This window comes from Halorussus caseinilyticus (assembly GCF_029338395.1).
In the GTDB taxonomy this organism is placed as follows: Archaea; Halobacteriota; Halobacteria; order Halobacteriales; family Haladaptataceae; genus Halorussus; species Halorussus caseinilyticus.
Window position 1 is genome coordinate 417,967 of the sequence record NZ_CP119809.1, and the last position, 25,849, is coordinate 443,815.

Below are 25,849 nucleotides of genomic sequence, written 5' to 3' on the forward strand. Positions count from 1 at the left end.
CGCGACGTTCACCATCTTGTGATTCATCCTCGTATAGCTCTCGTCCGAGAGGAACAGCCGCGGTGCGTCGTTGCCCGACGCACCAACAGGTAGCGACCGATTAATCCGCCTTCGCCTGCCACCCTCTCAGCCTGTCCTCGCTCACGCCTTGCACCTCCGAGGCCACCGTCTCGACTTCGGCCTCCTTCAGGTCCTCGATGCTCTCGATTCCGGCGTCAGAGAGCTTTTCGGCCGTCTTCGACCCGATGCCGTCGAGCGATTCGAGGTCGCTCCCGGACTCGCTCTCGCGGGCCTTGAACTCCCGGTAGTTGCAGATGGGACAGCCCAGTTCCCACGGTTCGTCGCCCGAGTGGACGACGAGTTCCGGCAGGTCGTGTTCCTCGCATCGCTCGTCGGTGACTTCGATGTCGCCCCGCCGGGGAAGCGGGAGCGAGTAGTCGCAGTCGGGGTAGCGCGTGCAACCCACCAGTCGAGAGCCGTTCTGGAGGTGTTTGATGGCCAACTTCCCGCCTTCTTCCTCACCACACTCGGGACACACGCCAATCACTTCGTCCTCCTGCTCTTCGGCTTCCTCGGCCTTGCAGAGCGGACACCCGTGGACGAACGTTTGGCGTCCCGCGAGCATCTTGACGTGGCGCAGGTCGTGTTCCTCACACTCCTCGTCTAAGATGAGGGGCTTGCCCGTGTTCGGAAGCGGCAGGGTGTACTCACAATCGGGGTAGCCGTCGCATCCGACGAAGTACGACCCGTTTCGGCTCTGGCGGACCAGCAGTTCGTGGTCGGACTCGGGACACGGCCCGAGGGTCTTGTCGGCCTTCAGCGACTCCTGTAGCAGGTCACCGACCTCCTCGCGGGAGTCGCGCAACTCGTCGAACACCTGCTGGAGGTACTCGCGGGACTCGTCGGCCACCTCGCTCAGGTCGGCCTCGCCCTCCGCGATGGCGGTCATGTCCTCCTCCAACTCGCGGGTCATCTCCTCGCTGACCACCAAATCGGCGAACTTCTCGGCGGCCGTCACCACGGCCTTCGCCAACTGGGTGGGTCGCGGCGGGTCGCCCTCGACGTAGCCGCGGTCGTAGAGCTTCTCTATGGTATTATGTCTCGTGCTTTTGGTCCCCACACCCAACTGCTCCATGGTCTCGATGAGCCGCGACTGGCCGTAGCGCCGGGGCGGTTGGGTCTGCTTGTCCTCGATGCGGGCGTCCGTGACCGTCAACTCCTCGCCCTCGGCCACGTCGGGGACGTAGTTCTCGGAGGTGTTATAGTAGGGGTAGACCGCGTGGTAGCCCTCCTCGACGAGGCGCTTGCCGTTGGACTTCAGCGTGTGGTCGCCGATGGCCGTGACCACCTTGAGGTGTTCCCACGTCGCGGACTCGGCGACGGTGGCGAAAAAGCGCCGGACGACGAGTTCGTAAATCTCCCACTCGTCGTCGCTCAACTCGCCTTTCGTCGGCACGTCCTCGGTCGGGTGAATCGGCGGGTGGTCGGTGGTCTCCTCGTCGCCCTCGGTGGGTTCAAGGTCGTCTAACTCCAGCAGGTCGTCGGCGTCGTCGCCGAAGTGGTAGTTGCCAGAGAACGTGTCGAGCAACTCCTCGGGGTCCAAGTCGTCGGGGTAGACCGTGTTGTCGGTCCGGGGATAGGTCATGTACCCCGCGGTGTAGAGGTCCTCGGCGATGCTCATCGCCTGCTGTGCGGAGTAGCCCAGACTCCCCGCGGCCCGGATGAACTGCGTGGTGTTGAACGGCGCGGGTGGGTCGTCGGTCCGGGTGCGCCGGTTGACGCGTTCGACCACGGCCCCGGTCGCGGATTCGAGCGCTTCGAACACCGACTCGGCGGTCTCCTCGTCCCAGACGCGTTCGGCCTCGTTACCGTCCTCGTCGCGGTAGAAGTACTGGGCTTCGAACTCCGCCGTCTCGCCGTCGTCGTCCTTCAGCAGGTCGGCGAACAGCTCCCAGTAGTCCTCGGGGTCGAACGCCTCGATTTCGCGCTCGCGGTCCACGATGAGTTTCAGCGTCGGGGACTGAACCCGACCTACTGAAATGAAGTCGTCGCCCAACTGCCGGGCCGAAAGCGAGAGGAATCGGGTCAGGGCCGCGCCCCAGATGAGGTCGATTTCCTGTCTGGCCTCGCCCGCGGCGGCCAAGTCGAAGTCGAGTTCGTCGGGGTTCTCGAAGGCGTCTTTGACTTCGTTTTCGGTAATCGAGGAGAACCGGACCCGGCGAATCGGCACGTCGTCGTTGACCTCGCGGACGAGTTCCCACGCCTCCTTGCCGATGAGTTCGCCCTCGCGGTCGTAGTCGGTCGCAATCGTCACTCGGTCGGCCTTCCGCGCGAGGACGCGCAGAGTGCTGACGATGTTCTCCTTGGTGGCTTTCTTCTCGATGGGCGCGTCGATGAGTTCGACCGGTTCCACGTCGCGCCAGTCGTTGTACTCGTCGGGGAAGTCCACGCCCACGACGTGGCCCGAGAGTCCGATGCATCGGCGTCCGCCCCACTTGTAGACGTTGACGCCGTTCTTTCGCTCGGCGTCGGCGGACTCGCCGCTCAGAATCGCGGCGATTCGTCTCGCGGCGTTGTCCTTCTCGGTGATTATCAGTTCCATGCCTCACCTCCAACCTCGGTGTCGGTCCCGGCGTTCGGGGGTCGCCCGGAGTCGGGGAGTCGCTCCGGAAGTCGCTCGTCGGTCATCGTGTTCCCGGTAGGACAACTGCGGGGGTAAAGCTTTCGCCGCGAAAATCGCAAGAAGGAGCGGACCTGTCCCTCGAAACCGGCGTTTCAGGCGGTCACTCCGAGAGGTGGACGTAGTAGTTGAACATGTCGGTGTAGGTGGGGTCCACCGTCTCCACTCGGTCGCCGTCCTCGCCGAACGCCTCGCGGACTTCCTCTAGGGAGGCGTCCTCCCGGAGGAAGCCTCGGGTCTCGCCGCCGTCGTCGAACAGTTCGCCGTCCACGACGTACTCGCCGAGTTTCGTCGCGGTGCCCCGGCCGTCCACCCTGACCACTGTCGGAAGCGAATCGAGCAGTTCCTCGGGGGTTCCGGTCGCGCCCACCCGACCGTCGGGGATGAACGCGATGCGGTCGGCGATTTCGGCGTCGGAGGGCAGGTGGCTGGCGATGACGAACGTCTTGCCCTTCGCTTGCAGGTCCCGGACGATGCTGTGGAGCGTCTGGATGACCGACAGGTCGAGTCCCGCGGTGGGTTCGTCGAGGAGGTAGACCGGTTCCTCGATGCTCAGACAGATGGACAGTTCCACCTTGCGTTGCATCCCCGCCGAGTACTTCTTGACGAGTTTGTCGAGTTCGGCCTCGATGCCGAACTCGTCTACGTACTCCATCCAGCGGTCGGTGAAGTTCGGGTGAATCCGCGAGTAGAAGTCGATGTTCTCCTGTCCGGTCATCCGGTCGATTCCCATCGCCTCCTGCAACAGGAAACTCACGTCGGTCCGGTCGGGACTCGCGGGTTCGCCGAACACCTCGACTTCCCCCTTCGAGGGGACTTCTCCGCCCGCGAGACACGACAGCAACACCGTCTTGCCGACGCCGTTGGGTCCCATCAGGACGAGAATCTCGTTCTCCTCGACCTGCAGGTCCACGTTCTTCAGAATCTGGTCGTCGGAGCCGAACTCCTTTTCGACGTTCTTGGCTTCGATAATGGGTTGGCTCATCGTAGTCACTCCTTGTACAGAATCTTCTTCGTGAGGACGGTCCCGATGCCGAGGAAGACGACGCCGTAGACCGCAAGCAGACCGAGGTACGCCAGCGAACTCGGCGGGTCCGGCGGCGCGAGTCCGGCCGGTTCCCACTCTTGGATGTCCGCGAGGTGGTAGGTCATCAGTCGGGTCGCCAGCGTGTTCGGCAGGGCGTTCAGAAGCCAGTCGCTTCCGGCGAAGGAAGTCACGTCCGTTCCGTTGAACCCGGTCCCGAAGTACGACGCGAGGGCGACGCTCAGCGAGATGATGTTCGCGTACCGGGCGTTCCCGACCGTGAGGACGATGAGTAGTGCGATGACCATCCACACCACGGCCATGAGGACGAACGCGAGGGCGACGACCAGAATCGACTCGGGACCGCGAAGGACGTACCCCGCGCCGGTGGCGACGCTGACCGCGACGACGAACAGGAACGCGACGAACGCGAACAGGAGTCCGGCGACGAGTCGGCCGACGAAGTCGGCCGACGGACTCAGTGGAAGCGACCGGAACTCGGTGTATCGCTCGTCCTCGATGTCGGTCACGAGTTGCTGGCCGAAGGCGTTCAGACAGACGACGACCGACCCGAACACGCCGTAACTGAGCGCGGTGGTCGCCTTGACTGCCGCGTGCAGTTCGTCTGGGATTTGGCTCATCTGGATGAACGTCGTTATCGTCAGCAGGTAGAACACCGTCGGGAAGCCGAGCGACCAGAACAGGACGGTCCGGTCCCGGACGACTTCCCGGAGGTATCTCCGGACGAACGCACCCACCTGCCGATTCCACAGGCCGGTTCCCGAGGTCGGTGTCTCGGTCCGACTTCGAACTCCTTCGCTCCCACGTTCTGCCGTCATTCTTATTATGAGGTGGTACGTACGCACCTTGATATAAATTTTTCTCGTTAGATAGCGCCCTCGAACGAATACTTCGAACGTTCGTCGTATAATCAGAAACCCGATATACAACTAATTCCGTCATCGGAGACGAAAAAAGCCGCTTCAGGCCCTGTAGTTCATACGTAACAGTTTTATCATCCATCTAATTTATAAAACAAAAATATTTAAACATATGGTGTGTGAGTATCTACCGGGTGTAACATCCAATGAAACTCGAACTCGAAACGGAAACGGACGACGGCGTCGCGCCAATCGCGGGCGGCGTCTCGACGTGTTGTTGTTGCTGTACGACGTGTTCCGGTTCGTCCACGTCGTGTACCGTTTAGGAGTGGAGGTATCCTACTGGACGACTTCCCTTCACGAAAACAACATTTATTTTCCCCTTATAAATAGAAAAATTTAAATAATAATAGTGGTAGTTCCTAGTGGGTGCAAATTCCCATGAAACTCGAACTCGAAACCGAAACTGACAGTGGTGTTGCTCCTGTGACCGGCGGCGTCTCGACGTGTTGTTGCTGCTGTACCTGCAAGGGTTCGTCCACGTCGTGCACCGCCTCCAAGTAGAGCGCTCCCCCTACAGAGCCTCTCCTCACAGACAAACGAACCTTCTTTCGACGCGTAGCGTGGGTCGAACCGTTAGTCTTTGCGCCGTCCCTACCCGAAAAAACCATTTGCCGATACCCGAAATCGAAACCCATGCGTGAGACGACACTCCGATTACTGGCGGTCGCGTCGATACCGCTGTTCGCCACCGTCTTCTTCGGTATCGTCGGCCTACTCGCTCGACACACCTCCCGGTTCACCTACCGAAACCGCCACTCCCGACTCGTGTACGCAGTCTTCGTCTCCGGATTCGCGGCGGCGTTCCTCGCGGCGAGCGGTCAGACTCTCTCGCTGGAGTTCGACCCGTGGTACGCGCTGTTCGCGCTCCTCGGCGGCGCGCTCTACGGACTCGACACGGCGGCGTGGGCCGCGTGGACCGGTCAGTCGATTCGCCGCGGCGACCAGCGACTCGCGTGGTTGCTCCCGGCGCTGGTCGTCCCGCTTCCGGAGGAACTCGTCTACCGCGCCGGACTCGCACCGCTCCGAGAGACGGTGGGTCCGGTCGGGTTCGTGGTCGCCTCGGCGGTGCTGTTCGGCGTCTCTCACGTCACGCGCGGAAAGAAGGAAATCGCGTTCAAGACCGGCAACGGCGTCGTCTACGCGCTGGTCTTCCTCGCCACCGGGAGCGTCGTCGCCCCGGTTCTCGCGCACTTCGGGTACAACGTCGCCTACGTCTGGTACGTCGCCGACCTGCCGACGATTCGGGAGCTAACGGCGAAAAGTCAGTAGCGAGAGTGGCCGCGAGTCGCCCGGTTCCGGGCGACTCGCGGTCAGCGAGTAGTTTTCAGGGGTACGGGTGAGGCTTATCGGTGAGCGTCTCGCCGTCGAACTCCGGATGCTCCGTCGGGAGCGCCGCGGGCGGCGAGAGGAAGACCAACTCGGGGATGAACACCCGCGTCACGCTGATGCCGACTTCGCGCGCGTCGGGCGTGGTCATGTCGAACGCAATCGGGGTACACCCGGCGTCTTCCAACTGGTCGAGGCAGTAGTCGAGTTCCTCCTGTTCGGACCACCCGGTCGGGTCGGGGTAGTCTCGGTCGGCCATCGCGGTGGGTTCGCCCTCCATCAGGAACGACACCTCGTCGTAGTTCTCGGGGAGACCGTAGTAGAGGATGTTCACGTCGAAGTTGTCCACCGCGTCCTCGGCGTCGATTTCCTCGACATCGTACTCGGTGGCCATGTAGTTGCTGTAGGGCCACCCCTGCGCCGCCTCGTTCATCGCTTCTATCATCGTCGTCGTGGGGTCGAGCGCCGCCGACCCGCCCATGATGAACTTTGGTCGTTCGTCGCGCTGGTTGGTGAACGCCACGCCGACGGTGGGGATGTCGATGTCCGAGTCGAACTCGAACAGGTCCACGTCGAGATACTCGTTCTCCATCAGGTCCTCTTTTACCTCGCGGACCTCGGGGTAGCCGTCGAGACTAATCTGTTCGGGCGAGGACTGGCGACACCACGTCCGCATAAACGCGTCGCGTTCGACCGCCTCGTAAATCGACCCGAGCAGGGCCGACCGGAGCGACCCGCCCGCGGCACATCCGCTACTGCTTCCGAGGAAGTGCCACGGCAGGTTGTCGAGCGACTGGACTCGAATCCAGACGTACTCGGAGGGGACGTACACGTCTTCGCCCGTGAGCAGGTTCGTCCCGGTCGTCCAGAGCAGTTCGGTGTCCTTCGAAACCGGGTCGAGTTGCTGTTCGCGGAACTCCTCGCCGAAGACGTTGAGATACTCCCAGTCTACGACTTCGCCGCGGTCCTGAATCTCCTCGTAGGTGGCTTCGACCATCTGGTCGCGGGCGTCAGGCCAGCAGAGGCAGTAGCGTTCGATGGTCTCACCGATGGCGCTCATCACGGTCTTGTCGAGGTCGGTTCCCTTCCCGCTCAGGCCGAGATTGAGTCGGTCCTCGGTGCCGACGAGTCGTTCGAGTTCAGCCGTCTCGGGGATGCTCAGGTAGGTCTCGGGGTCCTGCCGGTTGGGAAGCGAGAGGTAGACCGAGTTTATCAGCCCGGTCTTGGACCCGATGGCGCGGTGGTACCGCCGGTCGATGATGTCGTCGGGCGTCTCGATGCGCACGCCGTCTCACGCTCCTCCGTCTTTCATGCGGTCGCTTGCCTCAACCACGTCGTCCATCGTGACGTACCGCTGGTAGTCGGTGCCCCGCGACTTGCCGCACACGTCGCATCGAGGCATCTTCAGCACGTCGTTGGACTCCATCTCCAGTTCAAGCGTGTTGATGGTGAACACTCGACCTGCGGTGTAGCCGGTACCGTACGCGAGCAGGTGGGTGAGGTCGAGGGCGAGGTATCCGGCGACCATTCGCTCGACGGAGGGCAGGGTCATCGTAGAGAGACTCTCGTTCTGGTCGATGCCCCGCCGGTAGGCCTGATACCCCTCGATGTTCTGGATGTTCGACAGGGTGCGCTCGGTGAAACACTCGTAACACGCCGTCTCGTCGGGGTAGACCGCCGGGCCAATCATGGCGTCGAACCCGTGAATCTGGGCCGGAATCCACGGCGTGTCGGTCTCGTAGGCCGCGCGGTTCACCGCGTCGAGGAGCGACGGATGGGGGTCGTCGGCGGTGTAGACCGCGAAGTCCACGTCCTCAATGACGGACTCGATTTCCGCGTCGGTCCGACTGAACCCGTCGTACTCTTCGAGTCGCCGGGTGTCGATGTCGGTGTCGAACGGTTCGTGGAACCGGACTTCGCCCAGACCCATCTCCAGCAGGTCGCCAGCGACCTGTCGGCCCATGCCGCTACAGTCCACGACGAGCAACGACTTGGACTCGAGTCGGTCGCGGTTCTGGTCGTGGAACGTGTACTTGAGCGAGAGGTGGGGCCACGACTCGTCGTCTGCGTGTTCCTCTCGGTCGTGGAGGATGTCTTGGTCGTAGAGTCCTTCGAGGATTTTGGCGACTTCGCCCCGCTGGTCCTCCTCGAACTCCGCGAACACGTCTTCGATGTGGGTCTGGCCGTCCACCACGTCCACGAGGTGGGTGATGGACTCGTCTTCGTCCACGTCGCGGATGGTGAAGATGGGACCGCTCCACGGGCCTGCGCGGATGTGGACGGTATCGTCGTCTACCTTGACGGGAACGAACGACGGGTTGAACTCGGGGTACTCGTGGTCTTCTTTGAGGGATTCGACTAGTTGCTTACTCATGGGTATCACCTGATTCTGATTTGCCAATCGAAAGTGTGTACGTCACTGCTTCGTCTACGCCGTCGATGTCGAGGAACTCGTTCACCTTGTCGTCGTAGAAACTCGCCAGCGGAACTGCCGCCAGTCCCATCGCCTCGGCGACCAGAAGGACGTTCTGACCGAGGTGGCCGGTCTCCTGTAGCACGAACCGGTATCCGCGAGGGCCGTACTTCGCCTTCGAACGCCAGAACGCGCCGGTGATGAGGAACTTGACCGCGCACGACTGGTGGTCGAACACGTCCTGAGGCGTGGCGAACAGGTCGTCCACCGACTGGGCGAAGTCCTCGTCCTCGTCGGGTTTCCGGAGGACGCGTAGCGCGTGGTCCTCCGGGACGTAGTAGTACAGCCCTCGGTCGAGGTTCTCGCCCTCGTTGACGACCGCGAGGTAGATTTCGCTCGGGTAGAGCGCCCCGCCGGAGGCGTACGCCCGGAACGGCTTTTCCACGTCCGAGAACGGGTCGTCCTCGTCGGGTTCGATTCGCTGGCTCCCGGTCGTCCCGCAACTGTGGTCGAGCAGGGTCGATAGCTCTTGAAGCGACAACCCCTCGCCGCTCTGGTCGCGCTGGCTCCGACGACTCGCCAGCACGTCGTCGATTCGCGCGTCGAGTTCGTCGGGGTCGGGTAAGTCGAGTCGCTCCTTCCCGCGGTAGTCGGGCTTGAGTTTCGCCTGCGCGTACTCCATGCTCGGGTCGTTGGAGAACATCGCGGCCGACTCCCCGAGTTCCAGCGACTCTTGGTCGGTGTACTTGGTGTTCTCGTGAAAGAGTTCCGCCAGACCGCCGTCGCCGAACTCTTTCTCCATGAACTGCTCGAAGTACGAGCTGACGAACTCGAACGAGGACGGCTCGTACTCTTGGCTCATGGTGCGCCGAAGTTGTTCTATTTGTACTTTCATTCCGTATATACGTGCCACCGCAAGTACCTTACATACTATTTTCGATGTATCTCTGCACGCTAATTACCAACGGAGAATCACGAAAACCCGAGCGGCGGCTAACACGAGGAAAAACGCCGCCCTACCGCTTCAAAAGTATATGGAACGGAGTGATTCAAAAATATTATGACATGGGCCGGGAAATATCCTGAGAAGCCTAAAATGGCGTACGGAATACCCGAGTCGAGTTCCCAAAATAGCTGGGTGGTTCAGTTTCAGTCGTTCCTGAAGCGCCACGTTCGGGCCTCGCTCAGGAACAAAGTTGCACTGTTCTGGAACTTCGTGTGGCCCGTGCTGTGGTATCTCTTATCGGTCCACCTCATCGTCGTCCCCGAACTTCCCGACGGGATTCCCGACGACGTGGTCGCGGCCGTGAAAGGGACGCAGGTCATCACGTTCGGTATCTTCGGTGCCATCACGGTCACGTTGGTCGGATTCGCGGGCGAACTCACCAGCGACATCGAGGACAAACGCTACCGGAAGTTCCGTTCGCTCCCGATAGCGCCGACTGCGGACCTCGCGGGTCGGTTCGTCTCGGGGTTCACGTTCGGCCTGCTCTCGTTCCTGTTCGTCGTCGCAGTCGGCATCCTCGACGGCGCGCGGTTTCAGCCTCGCGGCGCGATAGGGATTCCCATCGCACTGCTCTCGCTGTTGTTGCTCTGTGCGTTCTGCATGGCAATCGCGCTCCTCGTGGCCGCGTTCGTCCAAGACGACACCCAGACCAACATCCTCACGCTGTCGGTGGTCATGCTCGGGTTCTTCGTGACGGGGTTCAACGGCATGCAGACGTGGATGTTCCCCTCCGAGAAGTACGAGGCGGTTCTCAACTTCCTGCCGAACTCGCTTGCGGCGCGGTTGCAGGCCTACTACCTCATCGACACCGACTGGGCGCGAGCGGGGCTGTCTCCGCCCGCGATGCCCGACTCGCCCGCCTTCGTCCTGCCGTTGCTCGCCTACACGGTGGTCGTCGGCGCCGTCGCGGTGTTCGTGATGAAGCGGGTCGTCTACAAAGGAGACGCAGGTGATTAACGTGTCAGACACGCTCATTGAGGTTCGAGACCTCCACAAGTCGTTCGGACAGCACGGAATCATCGACGGGATGAACTTCGAAGTCCCCGAAAACGAGATTACGGTCCTGATGGGACCCAACGGCGTCGGCAAGACGATTCTGCTCTGCTGTCTCGCGGGCGGGTTGCACGCCGACCGCGGCGACGTAGAGGTGTTCGGGTCCGACCCGTGGGACGTGCGCCACAAGATGAACTTCCTGTTGCAGGAAGGGTCCACGCTCGACAACCTCTCGGGCCGCGAGAACGTCGATTTCTTCACGAACCTCCACCCCGGAACCACCGACAAGTGGAGGGACCTCGTGGAGACGTTCGGCATCGAGGACGAACTCGACAAACTCGTCCGGAACTACTCGGGCGGGATGACCCGGAAGTTGGCGCTGTCGCTGACGTTCGGGGCCGACGTTCCCCTCTACCTGCTCGACGAACCCACCGCCGCGCTCGACCTCTCGACGATTCGGACGCTCCACGACGTGATTCTGCAGGAGAAAGAGCGCGGCAAGACGTTCGTCATCACGAGTCACACGCCGCTGGACGCCCAAATCGCCGACCGCATCCTGTTCATGCTCGACGGGTCCATCGTGGAGGCCGACGTGCCCGAGACCCTGCTGGACTCGCTCCCGCCGGTCGTGCGCTTCACCGAGTTGGGGCGTCGTGAGGTCGAAGACCACCTCTTGGAGGGCCACCTGTTCCGGCGCGGCGGGTCCGCCCGCGCGTTCCTCGCGCCCGACTCGGACATCGAGCAGTTGCGCGCTGAGACCGACGGCCGCGTCGAGCGCGACCCGCCGACGTACACCGACCTGTTCAACTACTACACCGCAATCTACGCCGGAGAACAGCACGACAGCGACACCGAACCCCCCATCACCAACCCACGATGAGTTCGACCGAACGCGAGTTTTCACCGGACCTCACCGTCACGCCCGACCGACCGCTCTACGACGAATCGGTCCGAATCACCGCCAACGGTCTCGAACCCGGCGAAGAGGCAACGGTGCGCGCCCGGATGCCGCTCCCCGACGGCGTGTGGGAGTCCTCGGCGGTCTTCGAGGTCCGGGCAGACGGGACGCTGGACCTCGCCGAACAGGAACCGGTTCGGGGCGACTACGAGGGCGCGGACCCGATGGGCCTGTTCTGGTCGATGTCCCACGTCGAGACCGAACAGCGCGCCACCCGCGAGGACGACGTGGACGCCACCGTCGTCTCGGTGACGGTGGAGATGTACGGCGGGACGGTGGCCCAGACTAACGTCGAGCGCACCATCTCGACCGACGACGTGGAGCGGACCCGACTCGACCACGGCGAACTCGTCGGCGAGTTCTACCGACCCGGCGACGACGGTCCCTACCCCACCGTCGTCCTCGTCGGCGGGTCCGAGGGCGGACTGGCCCCGTGGATGCCCGCGCGCTTGCTCGCCACCCGCGGGTACGCGGTCCTCACGCTGGCGTACTTCGGCGTCGAGGACCTGCCCGACGCCCTCGACTCGATTCCGCTCGAATACTTCGAGACGGCGATGGACTGGGTGGCCGACAACGACCTGACCCGCGAGGAGTCGGTCGGCGTGATGGGGTGGTCGCGGGGCGGCGAACTCGCGCTTTTGCTCGGGTCGCGCCTCCCCGAAATCACGACCGTCGTGGCCTACGCGCCGAGTAGCGTCGTCTATCAGGGCATCCCGGAAGGGTTCGAGTCGGCGGGGTCGGCGTGGACCTCCGGCGGCGAACCGCTCGACTACGTGCCCTACGACTTCTCGATGCGGTTCATCCTCTCGCTGTTCGGGCGGTGGATTCGGGGCAAACCCCTCGGACTCCGGCCGACCTACGAGTCGGGGTACGAATCGGCCTCCGAGGAGACCATCGCGGACGCCGCGATTCCGGTTGAGGAGACCGGCGGGCCGGTGTTACTGGTGACGGGCGACGACGACCAGATGTGGAACGCCGCGGCCCACGCCGACCGGGTTGTCGAACGCCTCGACGCTCGCGGCTACGACCACGAGTACGACCACCTCACCTACGAGGGCGCGGGCCACGGCATCGGCGTCCCCTACCACCCGACGACCGAGAAGGACGTGAGCGACACGTTCCTGCCCCGACTCCCCCTCGACTTGGGCGGGACGCCCGAGGCGACTGCGGCGGCAGACGCCGACTCGTGGGAGCGCGTCCTCGACGTGTTGAACCGGGGACTTCGGCGCGACGACTGACCGTCGGGTCCGCCGAGAGGCGGCAACGCCGAACGGAAAGGGTGCGTTTAAGAATCGCTCGCGCGACGTGACACCGAGAACGTGACGAACGACCGTGAGAGTCGCGTGGACGTGACGACCGGGGCGATTACGCCGAAACTCGTCAGCCTCGCGTGGCCGCTGGTCGCGGGCAACCTGCTCCAGACGTTCTACAACCTCGCGGACATGTTCTGGGTGGGCCGGGTCGGACCGTCGGCGGTGGCGGCCGTCTCGCTGATGTTTCCGACCGCGTGGATGTTCGCGTCGGTGGCGATGGGACTGACCGCCGCCTCGGTCGCACTGGTCTCCCAGCACGTCGGCGCGGGCGACGACCGGAAGGCCGACAACGTGACCGCCCAGACGACGATGCTGACCGTCGCGGTGGCGCTGGCGCTCTCTACGGTCGGGTACGCCTTCCGCCGACCGCTGGTCTCGCTGGTCGGCGCGGAGGGTGCCGTCTACGCCTACTCGCTCCAGTACATCGAAGTGCTGTTCGTCTCGATTCCGTTCACGTTCCTCTTTTTCGTCTTCCGGGCGGTCCTGCGCGGGGCGGGCGACACCCGGACCGCGATGTGGTTGATGGTCCTCTCGGCGGGCGTCAACGTCGTCTTGGACCCCTTGCTCATCCTCGGGTACGGGCCGTTCCCCGCGTGGGGCGTCCGGGGTGCCGCCGTCGCAACGCTGTTCTCGCGGGCGCTCGCGGCGGTCATCGGGGTCGCGCTCCTCGTGAAAGGCGACTGGGGCGTCCGACTCCGACTGGCCGACCTCAGACCCGACTGGCCCGTCCTCCGGAAACTCGTGGACGTGGGCTACCCCGGCACCATCGACGGACTCGCGCGGAGTTTCGCGTCGGTGGCGATGGCGGCGCTGGTGGCCCGGTTCGGCCCGATTCCGACCGCCGCCTACGGCGTCGGTCTCCGCCTGATGTCGGTGTCGTGGACCGTCTCGGGCGCTGTCGGACAGGCCACCGCGACGGGCGTCGGCCAGAATCTCGGCGCGGACACGCCCGACCGGGCGGCCGAAGTCGCGTGGAAGGGGACCGCCGGGACGATGGCGGTGCTGTTTGCCGTGGGTGGGTTGCTGTTCGCGTTCCCCGACGAGGCGATTCGCGTGTTCGTCGCCGACGCGGAGGTGGTCGCCGCGGGCGTGGACTTCCTGCGCATCATCGCGCCGTTCCTCGCCTTTTTCGGCGGCCTGATGGTCGTGCAGGGCGGGTTCCGCGGCGCGGGCGACACCCGGACCGCGATGGCGTTCTCCTTCCTCTCGCGGTGGGTCCTGCGCATCCCGGCCGCGCTGGTGCTAGCGTACTCGTGGTCGGTCTCGGTGTTGGGCGTCCCGCTGGCGGGGTGGGCGTGGGGCGTCGAGGGTCTCTGGTGGGCGTGGTCGTTCTCGGCCGTCGGGTCGTTCCTCGTCGGGGCCGCGTGGTTCAGTCTCGGCCGGTGGCGCGAGGGCGTCGTGGAGACCGACGGGAAGGCGACGCCGGGCGACTGAATCGGCGCTCACGCTGGCACGTCCCGACGCGCGAATGGACGGGACGCGAAAGAAATCTATACCTATGTCTACGGAACAAATATATTGCTTTTAGATAGCTATACGTTTCCCGCCGAGCGAGCGTGCGCCCACGAGACCGACCGTTCGACCGAACAGCCTATCAACCGTTCCAACCGAGGCTTCGAACCATGGGGAGACGAACGACAGGGGCGCGCCTTCGTCGCCGGTGGACCGAACTCGACCGCGGGTGGCAAGCGGTCGTCGTCAGCTATATCGTCGTCGGCGTCGTCGTCCTCACGGTCTAACTCGATGACGGGACTCCGACGACTCGCTCCCGGATTCGCGCTCTTGCTCGCGGTCGGTGCCCTCGGCGAACTCGTCGGGGCGGCGACCCCGCTGAACTCGCTCGTGGTGACAATCGCGCTCGGCATCGCCCTCGCCAACGTCGCGGGAGTGCCCGCGTCCTGCAAGCCGGGAGTCGCCACGCACGACCTCTGGTTGGAAGTCGGCATCGTGTTGATGGGCGCTCGCATCGCGCTCGACTCGGTTCTGGCGGCGGGCGTCCCGCTACTGGCGTCGGTCGTCGGCGTCGTCGCGTTCACCCTCGTCGTCGCCGAGGGATTCTCCCGCAGGTGGTTCGGTCTCCAGCGGCGACTCGGGTCGTTGCTGGCGGCGGGCGCGAGCGTCTGTGGCGTCTCCGCAGTCGTCGCCGTCGCCGGAACCGTCCGTGCCGACGAGGACCAAATCGCCTACGCGACGAGCGCAATCCTGCTGTTCGACGCGCTCACGCTCTTCGCCTACCCCGCGGTGGGCCGACTGCTCGGTCTCTCCGGGCAGGTGTTCGGCATCTGGGCGGGACTGAGCATGTTCAGCACGGGTCCGGTGGCCGCGGCCGGGTTCGCCTACTCCGACGCCGCCGGGCAGTGGGCCACGCTGACGAAACTCACCCGCAACGTCCTGCTGGGCGTCGTCGTGGTCGCCTACTCGGTGGTCTACACCGAGTCCGACTCGAGCGCGACTGCCACGACCCTCGGCGGGACGCTCCGACGACTCTGGAGGGGTTTCCCCAAGTTCGTCGTCGGGTTCGTCTCGGTGATTCTGTTGGCGAGTAGCGGGGCGCTGTCGGCGGCCGAAATCGACGCGCTCACGCGAGCCTCCCACTGGCTGTTTCTCGCGGCGTTCGCCGGACTCGGACTCGACATCGACGCCGCGGACCTCCACCGGACGGGGGTTCGGCCGGTCACGCTCCTGTTCGTGACGCTCGTCGTCGTCAGCGCGGTGTCGCTGGTCGGGGTCCAGTTCCTGTTCTGACGAGAGTTTAAATCCGAGAACGGGACGAACCCCGCCCGTGACCTGAGACCCGCCGCGAGGGAGTCGAGGCGGGAGCGCGGCGCGCCCCTCGCAGAAGAGAAATCGCCACGCGCCGCCTGTTCGCGCTACTCGTCCAGTCGCCCCCGAAGCATCTGGTTCACCGAACCGGGGTCGGCGCTCCCGCCGGTCTTCTGCATGACCTGCCCGACGAGGAAGTTGAGCGCGCCGCCTTCGCCAGCGTGGTAGTCCTCGACTGCATCGGGGTTCTCTTCGATGGCGTCGGAGACCGCGCCCTCGATTTCGCCCTCGTCGGCCTTGCCGAGACCCTCGCGGTCGATGACCGTCTCGGGGTCGTCTCCCTCGTCCAGCATCTCCCGGAGGACGACCTCTTCGGCGTTCTTCGTCGTAATCTCCTCGTCGGCGACCAACGCCACGAGGCGCTTGAACTCGTCGAGTCGGTCGGCCACGTCGGTAATCTCCATGTCGCGGTAGTTGAGTTCGCCGAGCAGGTTGTCGGCAACCCACGTCGCCGCGAGGTCCGGGTCGTACTCGCCAGCCACGTCCTCGTAGAAGTCCGCGACCTGCTTGGTCGAAGTCAGCTTACTGGCGGCCTCCTCGCTCAGGTCGTACTCGTCGCGGAACCGCTCGCGGCGGGCGTCGGGCAACTCGGGAATCTCTAGCTTCTGCTTCCAGTCGCTGACCTGAAGCGGCGGCAGGTCGGCCTCCCGGAAGTAGCGGTAGTCTTTCTCCTCTTCCTTCGAGCGCATCGACATCGTGATGCCCCGGCCCTCGTCCCAGTGGCGGGTCTCCTGTTCGACTTCCCGGCCGCGCTGGACCGCGTTCTTCTGGCGCTGGGCCTCGTAAGCGAGGGCCTTTTCCGCGCCCTTGTGACTGGAGATGTTCTTGACCTCGGTCCGGTTGGCGGCTTCGAGCGCCTCGTCGCTAATCTCGCCGTCGTCGCCGATTTCGTCGGCGTCCACTACGCTGAGGTTGGCGTCGATTCGGAGGCTACCGTCCCGTTGGCTGTCGAACACGCCGAGGTATTCGAGGACCTCTTCGAGTTTGGCGAGGAACGCTTCGACTTCCTCCGGTCCGCGGAAGTCGGGTTCGGTCACGATTTCCATCAGCGGGACGCCTGCCCGGTTGTAGTTGACCAGCGTGTAGTCGGCGGTGTCGATGCTCCCGCCCGCGTGCTGGAGGCTTCCGGGGTCCTCTTCGAGGTGGGCGCGCTGGATGCCGACGGTCCGCCGGTCGCCTTCGACTTCGACTTCCAGTTCGCCGTCCTGACAGACGGGGGCGTCGTACTGGGTAATCTGGAACCCCTTCGGCAGGTCGGGGTAGAAGTAGTTCTTCCGGTGGAAGGTCGTCTCCACGGGGATGTCGGCGTCGATGGCCTTCCCGACCTTGACCGCCGACTCGACGGCCGCCTCGTTCAGCACCGGAAGCGCACCCGGCAGGCCGAGACACACCGGGCAGGTGTGGGTGTTCGGTTCGGCGTCGGCAACGTCGGTCGAACAGCTACAGAAAATCTTCGTGTCCGTCTCCAGTTGGACGTGGACCTCCAGTCCGATGACGACGGCGAGGTCCTCCTGCTGGACAGCCTGAGCAGTCATTACCGGTCCGTTTGAGGCGGGAGCGCTAAAGGCTAACGAACGACGGTTCAGTAGGCTTGATTACCCCCGAGCGAGCACGTAGGAAAACGTGAAAGTCCGGACGAAGTTCGCGGTGCTGATGGTGGTCGTGACCCTCGTGCTGAGCGGCGTGGTCTACGGCCAGTTAGAACTGGCCAAGAGCCGGTCGGTCTCCCAGATTCAGGAGAACGTAGACCAGACCGCTGGCCAGACCGCCGAGCAAATCGACGCCCAGATACGTCAAGAGAAGAACTACGTCGGATTCTACGCGTCTCGTCCGGCGGCGAGCAACTTCAGTCGGTCCGGCCAGTTCTTAGAGCAGTTTCTCACCAATCCCCACGTCTTCGCCGGGCAGGTCGTCGCGGCCAACGGCACCGTGGTCGGCTTTCGCGGCGACGTGACCGACGAGATTCGCCGCGAGACCGTCGGTGAGGACTTGGGGAACCGAACCTACGTCCGCCGCCCCGCCCGAGCTGGCGAGATACACGTCACCGACCCCGAGCGTGCGAACGGGACCGACCAGTACATCGTCGTCATCAGCGCGCCTATCTTCGAGGATGGGGAGATAGTCGGCGTGCTGGCGGCGGCGCTCCCGGTCAACGAGTTCACCGTTCTCACGATGGTCAAACCCTTGGAGACCGACGTTCGAACGGTCTCGGTCTGGACCGACGACAGGGTTCTCCACGCCCCGCAGTCCGCGCTGACGGACCCGGTGTCTAGTACCGCCACCGTCGATTCGACCGGGTGGACGGTGCGGGTCAGTCGGGACCGGTCGGCGCTCGCCGCGCGCCTGCGGGAGATGGCGCTCCTACAGGCCGCGAGTCTGGCGCTGGTGTTGTCGTTGGTCGTCGGACTCGCCGTCTGGGAGTACAACGTCAACATCCGGCAGGCACAGAAGCTGTTGGACGGGTTCGGCGCGCTCCGGGAGGGCGACTACGACCACGAACCGGACCTCTCGTCGGGCGAGGAGTGGCACCAACTCCGCGACGGGTTCGCGGACCTCGCCGACGCGCTGGCCGAGCGCGAGACCGAACTTCGGGAGCGCGAACAGCGCCTACAGGTGTTCAACCGCGTCCTGCGTCACAATCTCCGCAACGACATGACCGTCGTGGTCAACTACGCCGAGTTCGTCGCCGAGGAGTCCGACGACGCCGCGATTCGGGACGCGGCCGAGAAAATCGCGTCTCACGGCTGGAACCTCGTGGACATGAGCGAGAAGGCACGCCGCGTCGGGGCCGGAGGTGACGGTGCGACCGGCCCGGTCGAAGTCGATGTCGTCTCGACTGTGACCGACGCCGTGGCCGAGGTCCGAGACGACTACCCCGACGCCGACGTTTCGGTCGAGACGGGCGACGAGCAGGCCGTGCGAGCGGTTCCGGCATTGGACGCCGCAGTCGAGAACGTCTGTGAGAATGCGGTCGAACACAACGACGCCCACGCGCCCGAAATGTCGGTCACTGTCGAGTCGATAACCGACGACGGCGAGGAGTGGGTCCGGGTTGCAGTCACCGACGACGGACCCGGCATCCCCGACCACGAGCGAGCGGTCCTGACGGAGGGCGAGGAGACTGCCCTAGAACACGGGAGCGGTCTGGGTCTCTGGTTGGTCCACTGGGTCGTCGAACGCTCGGACGGTCGGTTGTCCTTCGCCGAGAACGACCCGAGCGGGTCGGTCGTCAGGATGGACTTGAAACCCGCGGACGGAGCAGACGAAGCGGCGGAGACCGACGGGAACTGACCGGTCTATCGGTCGCGCCGTCGCGCCGCGTACAGCGCCGCGACCAGTCCGGCGACCCCCGCACCGAATCCGAGACCGGGGGTCTTGGCGTTGGCGTCTGACTGTGCCTCGCTTCCGTGAGTCAGCGCGTCCGAGTTCGTCTTCGAGTCGGTCGCCGGGCCGTCGGTCGGGCCTGCGCTGGTCGAACCGGTCGCTTCGCTTCCGTTCACCCGGACTTCGCCGACTTGGAACTCGTTGACGTACACGTCGTAGGTGCCCGGTTTGACCACCTCGCGCTCGAAGGTGACTTGGCGCATGCCGCCCGCGGCGATGGTGAGTTGGCGGTCCGCGACCAACTCGTCACCGAGGACGAGTTCCGCGGTGAACGTCCCGTCGGCGTCTCCGCGGTTCGTGATGCGGACGCGGACTTCGAGGGCGTCACCCACCGACAGCGTGGAGAACTTGACCGTGGCGTTGGTAATCTCGAACTGGGGGGTCTTCTTGCCCGCCGCGAACTCGGAGAGACCGGGCGAGCGAACCCGGTAGACGTAGTGGTTCTCGGTGGTCTCGACTAGAGTCGTCGGGAGTTCGTTCCACGAGTCGTCGTGGTAACGATACAGCGCGATTTCGTCGCGCTCCGTGTGATTCACTCGGTCTCGGTCCACCCGGAACGTGAAGGTGACGTTGCTGATGTTCCGGTCGGAGATGGAGTGGTCCACGCTCATGTACGCCAGCGGTTCCGTGTCGTTCGAGAGCGTCTCCGTCGGCGTCTTTTCGGCTATCGGGTTCTCGCTTGACGTGACGTTTAGCGTGAGGTCGGCGTTCCGGGTCGGCGTCACGTTGACCGACGAGAACGACACGTTGCCGTCGCGCTCCTCGGGCGTCGAGACGTTGACCGACACCGGTTCGTTCGCACTGGCGTTCCGCACGGTGACGTTCACCTTTGCGGCGTCCGCGGGGAGCGTGCGGTTTGTGCGCTCGGTCGCGTTCGAAGTCCGGTTCCCCGGTAGATACGTTCCGTTCCCGGCGTTCTCGGGAAACGCGGTCCGGTTTCGACCCGGATTCGTCACGTTCACCGGCGGGCCGGTACGGTTTTCCTCGGGACCGCGGTCGGCGGGCGGACCGGACCCCATTCCGGGACCGACTCCCTCCGGTGGCGCGCCCAGTCCGGGCGTCCAGTTCGGTTCGGCCGGGGGAGTTTCGCCTCGGTTCTCGGGGGGAGCGGTCTCGTTCGGCGAGTTGCCCGGATTCGCCGGTTCACCCGAGTTCGGCGAGTCGCCGGGAGTCTGCGTCTCGCCCTGACCCGGCGGGTCACCGGGGTTCGGTTCGGTAGTCGCCGGTTCGGTGGTCGTCGGCTCGCTCGTCGTCTCGTGGGGGAACGGGAACAGACCCGGCCCGTCGTCGGACTGGGTCGTGGTCTGGGTCGTCGGGAACGTCACCTCGTTCGAATCGTTGGTCTCGTTGTCGGTGTCGTTCATCGGATACGGGGCGGCGCGTTCGCCCGCCGGGACGCGTCCGTCGTTCGAACCGGACACGTCGCCGAGGGCGACGCCGACCGTGGAGGTGGCGGTAGCGCCGAGGAGAAAGACGACTGCGAGTGCCGCGAGTGCCTGCTTCGAGGTCGATGACCTGCGTCTCGGGTCCGGCTTTCTACCCCCGCTCATTTGTTCGGAATGTTGAATTTCTTCGACGGCGAACACTTATATTCATCGGAAGGCGCACCCGGTGAGTGAGATTGATACGCACGCGAAAGATAGTAGAAATTTGATACTTGTCTGACGTACGTTTATGGTCCTGCCGTGGCCCAACACGGACATGAGCGACCAAGACGAGCGCATCGAGGAACTCGAATCCAAGGTCGGGCGACTCGAAGCGACGATACAGGGACTCACCGAGGAACTTGTTGAGGTTCACGACCGACTCGAAACGCTCGAAGCGGCCGCCGACGCGCAGTCGGCGGCCGCGAGCGCGCAGTCCGGAGAGACCCGACCGTCGGAGCAACCGGCGGACGACGAGCGGGCGCAAACCGACAAAAACGACGAGGCTAAAAGCGACGAGTCCCACGAAGAAGACGAGACGGGGGGAGACTCCGGGTTAGGCGACGACATCATCGTCGCGTGAGAGGGGTCCCCACGTACGAGCAACCATGCACATCAAAAAGCTCGTCTTGGACAACTTCAAGAGCTTCGGACGACGAACCGAAATCCCCTTTTACGAGGATTTCACCACTGTTTCGGGTCCGAACGGCTCCGGGAAGAGTAACATCATCGACAGCGTTCTGTTCGCGCTGGGACTGGCCCGGACGCGAGGCATCCGCGCCGAGAAACTGACCGACCTCATCTACAACCCCGGCCACGCCGACGGGAGCGAGGAGTCGAGCGGCCCGCGGGAGGCCAGCGTCGAAGTCGTCTTGGACAACGGCGACGGCGTGTTGGACCGCGCGCAAGTGGTCAACGCCGCCGGGTCCGAGAGCGTCGGCGACGTGGACGAAATCACCATCAAGCGCCGGGTCAAGGAGACCGAAGACAACTACTATTCGTACTACTACCTCAACGGCCGGTCGGTCAACCTCTCGGACATTCAGGACTTGCTAGCGCAGGCGGGCGTCACGCCGGAAGGCTACAACGTCGTCATGCAGGGCGACGTGACCGAGATTATCAACATGACGCCCTACGAGCGCCGCCAGATAATCGACGAAATCGCGGGCGTGGCGGAGTTCGACGCCAAGAAAGAAGACGCCTTAGCGGAGTTGGAGACGGTCAAAGACCGCATCGGCGAGGCCGAACTCCGCATCGAGGAGAAACAGGACCGACTCGACCAGTTGGCCGACGAACGCGAGACGGCACTCGAATATCAGGGCCTGCGCGACGAAAAACAGGAGTACGAGGGCCACCTCAAGGCCGCCGAGTTGGAGGAGAAGCGCGAGGACCTCGCCAACACCCGCGAGGACATCGAAGACCGCGAATCGGAGTTGGCCGACCTCCAACGGGAGTTAGACGAGCGACAGGGCCGGGTCATCCGCCTCGAAGACGAGTTAGAGGAACTCAACGCCGAAATCGAGCGGAAAGGCGAGGACGAACAACTCCGCATCAAGAGCGAAATCGAGGAGGTCAAAGGCGAAATTTCCCGCCTCGAAGACGCCATCGAGTCGGCCCAAGAGAAGATTCAGGACGCTGAGAACACCCGCCGACAGGCGTTCGTGGAGATAGACCGCAAGCAGGAGAACGTCGAGGAGTTCGAGTCGGACATCCGCGACGTGAAAATCGAGAAGTCCTCGGTGAAAGCCGACGTACAGCAGAAGCAGGCCGAGTTAGAGGAAGTCGAGGCCGAAATCGACGCCATCGACACCGAGTACGACGAGGTGAAGGCCGAACTCGCCGAGAAAAAGGACGAGTTAGAGGAGCAAAAGAGCGAGAAGAACGACCTCCAGCGCGAGAAAGACCGCCTCGTAGACGAGGCCCGGCGGCGGTCGAACGCCGAGAGCGAGAAGGAACGGGAACTGGAGGAGGCCCGCGAGACGATTCCGGAGTTGGAGACCAAACTCGACGACTTGGAAGACGAGTTGGCGAAGGCCGAGCGCAATCGCGCCCAAATCGCCGACGTGGTTGCGGACCTCAAACGGGAGAAACGCGAGTTGCAGGACGACCTCGATTCGGTCGAGGACGAGATTCAGGCCAAACAGCAGGAGTACGCCGAACTCGAAGCCAAGGCCGGACAGAGCGGCGACTCGTCGTACGGCCGGGCGGTCTCCACGATTCTGAACGCCGAGAAACCCGGCGTCCACGGCACGGTGGCACAGTTGGGCGGCGTCGGCCAGAAGTACGCGACGGCGTGTGAAACCGCCGCTGGCGGCCGGATGGCTCACGTCGTGGTTGACGACGACGGCGTGGGTCAGTCCTGCATCGAGTACCTCAAATCCCGGAACGCCGGGCGCGCGACGTTCCTACCGTTGACGGAGATGCACGACCGCAATCTCCCGTCCCCGCCCTCGGCACCGGGCGTGGTGGACTTCGCGTACAACCTCGTGGACTTCGACTCGCAGTTCTCGGGCGTGTTCGCCTACGTGCTGGGCGACACGCTGGTCGTAGAGGACATGGAGACGGCCCGCGACCTGATGGGCGACTACCGACTCGTGACCCTCTCGGGCGAGTTGGTCGAGAAGAGCGGCGCGATGACCGGCGGGTCGAAGTCGGGGTCCCGGTACTCCTTCTCGAAGTCCGGCAAGGGACAACTGGAGCGAGTCGCCCAGCGAATCAACGAGTTGGAGGACGAGCGCAAGTCCGTCCGCGAGGACCTCCGGGACGTGGACGACCGGTTGGACGACGCCCGCGACCGGAAGAGCGACGCCACCGACCAAGTTCGGTCCATCGAGTCGGACATCGAACGCACCGAAGACGAGTTGGCGTCGGTGAAAGACCGCATCGCGGACCTCGAAGACGAACTCGTGGCGATGGAGACCGAACGCGAGGCGGTCAACGAGCAGATGCAGGAACTCGAAGACGAAATTGGGGAACGCGAGGACGACATCGCGGAAATCGAGGGCGACATCGCGGACCTCGAAGACGAACTCGCCGACTCGCGGATTCCGGAACTCACCGCCGAGGCCGAGGGAATCGAGGACGAAATCGAGACGCTGGAGGACCGAATCGACGAGTTGGACGGGGAACTCAACGAACTCCAGTTGGAGAAACAGTACGCCGAAGACGCCATCGAGGACCTCCACGACGACATCGAACAGGCCCAGAACCGGAAGGCCGAGCAGGAAGAACGGATAGCGGAGTTCGAGGCCGAAATCGAGAACTGGGAGTCGATTCTCGAAGACAAGCGCGAGGCGGTCGAAGAACTCGAAGACGAACTCGCCGACCTCAAAGACGACCGCGAGGACGTGAAAGCCGACCTCCGGGAGGCCCAGCAAGAACGCGACGAGAAGAAGTCGGAAGTGGAGACGGTCGAGAACCGCCTCGAAAGCCTCCGGCGGAGCGCCGACCGACTCGAAGACGACATCGCGGACCTCCGCGAGCGAGTGGGCGAGTACGACGCCGACGAGATTCCGGACTTGGACGACGTGGAGAAGAACATCGCGCGCCTCGAACGCCAGATGGAGGAGCTAGAACCGGTCAACATGCTCGCCATCGAGGAGTACGACGACGTGAAGTCGGACTTGGACGACTTAGAGGAGCGCAAGTCGGTCCTCGTGGAGGAACGCGAGGGCATCCGCGAGCGCATCGATTCCTACGAGGACCAGAAGAAGGCGACGTTCATGGACGCCTTCGAAGCCATAGACGACCAGTTCGAGGACATCTTCGAGCGACTCTCGAACGGGACCGGACGCCTCCACCTCGAAGACGACGAGGACCCCTTCGACGGCGGCCTGACGATGAAGGCCCAACCCGGCGACAAGCCAATCCAGCGCCTCGACGCGATGTCGGGCGGCGAGAAGAGTCTGACCGCCCTCGCGTTCATCTTCGCCATCCAGCGGTACAACCCCGCGCCGTTCTACGCGCTGGACGAGGTGGACGCCTTCCTCGACGCCGCGAACGCAGAGCGCGTCGGCGAGATGGTAGACGAACTCGCGGGCGACGCCCAGTTCGTCGTCGTCTCCCACCGGTCGGCGATGATGGAACGCTCCGAGCGGGCAATCGGCGTGACGATGCAGGGCGACAACGTGAGTACGGTGACGGGAATCCAGTTGGGCGACGGCGACGAGGAGGTGCCCGCGGATGATTGACGGTGACGAGACGGACGACGAAAAAGCGAGCGACGACTTCTCGCTGAACATCGCGGGCCACGACGAAGAGAGGCGCGAGGGCGCGGCGTCGAACCCGTTCGGCGACGGCGCGTCCGAGGAATCGGGCGCGTCCGGCGACTCCCCGGAGTCGCCGGACGACGGCGAAACCGACGCCGACGCCATCCTCGGCGACGAACTCGACGTGGACGCCGACCCGGACGACGACGAGGCCGAACCCGTCGAACTCCTCGTCCAACTCGCCGAGGACGGCGAAATCGAGCCGTGGGACATCGACATCGTGACGGTCACGGACAAGTTCCTCGACAGACTCGACGAGGCCGACCTCCGGACCTCCGGACGGGCGCTGTTCTACGCCAGCGTCCTGCTTCGGATGAAGTCCGACGCGATGCTGGCCGACGACGACGAGGACGAGGAGCCCGACGACCCGTGGGACGAGTGGGAGATGGCCGCGGACGCGCCGACGGACGGCGAATTCCCGGCCCACGACCCGGTGGACCGACTCGAAGACGAGATGGAGCGCCGACTCGACCGCAAGACCGCCCGCGGGACGCCCGAGACGCTGGACGAACTCGTCCGGGAGTTGCGCGAGCGAGAGCGCGGGTCGTGGTGGAAAGAGTCCAGAAGCTACGACACCAGCGACTCGCCAAGCGGGTTCCAGCGCGGGACCCAGACGCTGGACTACCGGATGGACGACGACATGCGCGTCGAGGAGGAACCCTCCGCCGACGACGTGACCGGCACGGCCCACGAGGAGGACATCGAGGCGGTCATCGACGACGTGCGCGAGGAACTCCGGAGTCACTACGAGAGGGGCCGCGACGAGGTGCTGTACGCCGAAATCGACGCGGTAGGCGGGTCGCGCATCCGGACGTTTCTGGCGCTCCTGTTTCTCTCCCACCGCGGTACCGTGACCCTCGACCAAGACGACATGTTCGGCGACCTGTGGGTCGAAGACGCCGAAACCGCCGACGGGACCGAGACGCCGGAAGCTATCGCGGACTGACGCCGCGCGGCGTCAGTCCGACGACGGACAACTTTAGATTGCTTTGAATAGTACATGTGTTTCTTTTGGCCATATTTAGAATCGTCTTCCGCGGGTAGACGTTTCTCCAGTCGTCGCTCGAAAGCTCTCTGTCCATCCCGGCGCGCGCGGGTGCGCCACGGAGGGCGCACCCGTCCGCGCGAGGTCGTCGGCGCTGTGCGCCGACTGCTCGGCAGACGCGGTTTGTCTGCCGGTGGACGAGGCTTGCGAGACGCTTCGCGTCTCGCTGATTTGCGAACGACGTTCGCAAACATCGGAGCGAACGCAGTGAGCGAGACGCGCAGGAGGTTGGGGAGGTGTGAGGTCCG

Annotated in this window: 18 protein-coding genes; 10 read left to right on the forward strand and 8 right to left on the reverse strand. The window is 64.2% G+C overall.

The genetic code is table 11. The features are described from left to right. Positions 1–100 precede the first annotated feature (100 nt). The 3 genes from P2T60_RS02115 to P2T60_RS02125 form a co-directional block, all read right to left on the reverse strand. The gene (locus tag P2T60_RS02115; protein ID WP_276280906.1) at positions 101–2,602 is read right to left on the reverse strand and encodes a DNA topoisomerase I; all 2,502 of its coding nucleotides are present in this window, start codon (positions 2,600–2,602) and stop codon (positions 101–103) included. Between the two features lie 181 nt (positions 2,603–2,783). Continuing rightward, a complete protein-coding gene (locus P2T60_RS02120) occupies positions 2,784–3,665 on the reverse strand; it encodes an ABC transporter ATP-binding protein (RefSeq protein ID WP_276280907.1) in 882 nt (293 codons plus the stop codon). A gap of 5 nt (positions 3,666–3,670) precedes the next feature. Continuing rightward, positions 3,671–4,543 carry an ABC transporter permease gene (locus tag P2T60_RS02125; protein WP_276280908.1) on the reverse strand — a complete coding sequence of 291 codons (873 nt, stop codon included), beginning with the start codon at positions 4,541–4,543 and terminating at the stop codon, positions 3,671–3,673. 738 nt (positions 4,544–5,281) lie between these two features. On the opposite strand from P2T60_RS02125, the gene P2T60_RS02130 reads away from it, so the two are divergent. After that, complete coding sequence (locus tag P2T60_RS02130; RefSeq protein ID WP_276280909.1) at positions 5,282–5,917, forward strand: CPBP family intramembrane glutamic endopeptidase; 636 nt, start codon at positions 5,282–5,284, stop codon at positions 5,915–5,917. Between the two features lie 55 nt (positions 5,918–5,972). Here P2T60_RS02130 and P2T60_RS02135 read toward each other — a convergent pair whose 3' ends face one another. The 3 genes from P2T60_RS02135 to P2T60_RS02145 are packed head-to-tail and all read right to left on the reverse strand — an operon-like array spanning position 5,973 to position 9,282. After that, entirely contained in the window at positions 5,973–7,259 is a 1,287-nt protein-coding gene (locus P2T60_RS02135; RefSeq protein WP_276280910.1) for a YcaO-like family protein, read from the reverse strand. Positions 7,260–7,265: 6 nt separating this feature from the next. Beyond that, positions 7,266–8,348, reverse strand: a complete 1,083-nt coding sequence (locus P2T60_RS02140) for a TOMM precursor leader peptide-binding protein (protein WP_276280911.1) — start codon at positions 8,346–8,348, stop codon at positions 7,266–7,268. Then, a complete protein-coding gene (locus P2T60_RS02145) occupies positions 8,341–9,282 on the reverse strand; it encodes a SagB/ThcOx family dehydrogenase (RefSeq protein ID WP_276280912.1) in 942 nt (313 codons plus the stop codon). Before P2T60_RS02145 ends, P2T60_RS02140 begins: the two co-directional genes overlap by 8 nt. Before the next feature lie 201 nt (positions 9,283–9,483). On the opposite strand from P2T60_RS02145, the gene P2T60_RS02150 reads away from it, so the two are divergent. The 5 genes from P2T60_RS02150 to P2T60_RS02170 all read left to right on the forward strand — a co-directional run bounded on the left by P2T60_RS02150 (position 9,484) and on the right by P2T60_RS02170 (position 15,402). After that, a complete protein-coding gene (locus tag P2T60_RS02150) occupies positions 9,484–10,350 on the forward strand; it encodes an ABC transporter permease (protein WP_276280913.1) in 867 nt (288 codons plus the stop codon). Between the two features lies 1 nt (position 10,351). Next, positions 10,352–11,266 carry an ABC transporter ATP-binding protein gene (locus P2T60_RS02155; RefSeq protein ID WP_276280914.1) on the forward strand — a complete coding sequence of 305 codons (915 nt, stop codon included), beginning with the start codon at positions 10,352–10,354 and terminating at the stop codon, positions 11,264–11,266. Beyond that, positions 11,263–12,582 carry an acyl-CoA thioesterase/bile acid-CoA:amino acid N-acyltransferase family protein gene (locus tag P2T60_RS02160; protein ID WP_276280915.1) on the forward strand — a complete coding sequence of 440 codons (1,320 nt, stop codon included), beginning with the start codon at positions 11,263–11,265 and terminating at the stop codon, positions 12,580–12,582. The genes P2T60_RS02155 and P2T60_RS02160 overlap by 4 nt, the downstream gene beginning before the upstream one ends. A gap of 81 nt (positions 12,583–12,663) precedes the next feature. Then, a complete protein-coding gene (locus tag P2T60_RS02165) occupies positions 12,664–14,091 on the forward strand; it encodes an MATE family efflux transporter (protein ID WP_276280916.1) in 1,428 nt (475 codons plus the stop codon). A 309-nt stretch (positions 14,092–14,400) separates the two neighbouring features. Beyond that, the gene (locus P2T60_RS02170; protein ID WP_276280917.1) at positions 14,401–15,402 is read left to right on the forward strand and encodes a YeiH family protein; all 1,002 of its coding nucleotides are present in this window, start codon (positions 14,401–14,403) and stop codon (positions 15,400–15,402) included. Positions 15,403–15,527: 125 nt separating this feature from the next. On the opposite strand, the gene gatB is transcribed toward P2T60_RS02170, so the two are convergent. Continuing rightward, a complete protein-coding gene (gatB, locus tag P2T60_RS02175; RefSeq protein WP_276280918.1) occupies positions 15,528–17,015 on the reverse strand; it encodes an Asp-tRNA(Asn)/Glu-tRNA(Gln) amidotransferase subunit GatB in 1,488 nt (495 codons plus the stop codon). A gap of 88 nt (positions 17,016–17,103) precedes the next feature. Here gatB and P2T60_RS02180 point away from each other — a divergent pair, with 88 nt between their 5' ends. Further along, positions 17,104–18,771, forward strand: a complete 1,668-nt coding sequence (locus tag P2T60_RS02180) for a sensor histidine kinase (RefSeq protein ID WP_276280919.1) — start codon at positions 17,104–17,106, stop codon at positions 18,769–18,771. Between the two features lie 5 nt (positions 18,772–18,776). On the opposite strand, the gene P2T60_RS02185 is transcribed toward P2T60_RS02180, so the two are convergent. Continuing rightward, positions 18,777–20,414 (reverse strand): PGF-pre-PGF domain-containing protein, encoded by a 1,638-nt coding sequence (locus P2T60_RS02185; RefSeq protein ID WP_276280920.1) that lies wholly within the window; start codon positions 20,412–20,414, stop codon positions 18,777–18,779. A 151-nt stretch (positions 20,415–20,565) separates the two neighbouring features. Here P2T60_RS02185 and P2T60_RS02190 point away from each other — a divergent pair, with 151 nt between their 5' ends. Genes P2T60_RS02190 through P2T60_RS02200 form a run of 3 tightly spaced genes read left to right on the forward strand, consistent with a single transcriptional unit; the run spans position 20,566 to position 25,502 of the window. Then, the gene (locus P2T60_RS02190; protein ID WP_276280921.1) at positions 20,566–20,871 is read left to right on the forward strand and encodes a DUF7518 family protein; all 306 of its coding nucleotides are present in this window, start codon (positions 20,566–20,568) and stop codon (positions 20,869–20,871) included. A 25-nt stretch (positions 20,872–20,896) separates the two neighbouring features. After that, positions 20,897–24,478: a chromosome segregation protein SMC gene (gene smc / locus P2T60_RS02195; protein ID WP_276280922.1), complete on the forward strand. Its 3,582-nt coding sequence runs from the start codon at positions 20,897–20,899 to the stop codon at positions 24,476–24,478. Further along, complete coding sequence (locus tag P2T60_RS02200) at positions 24,471–25,502, forward strand: segregation and condensation protein A (protein WP_276280923.1); 1,032 nt, start codon at positions 24,471–24,473, stop codon at positions 25,500–25,502. The genes smc and P2T60_RS02200 overlap by 8 nt, the downstream gene beginning before the upstream one ends. Positions 25,503–25,849 lie beyond the last annotated feature (347 nt).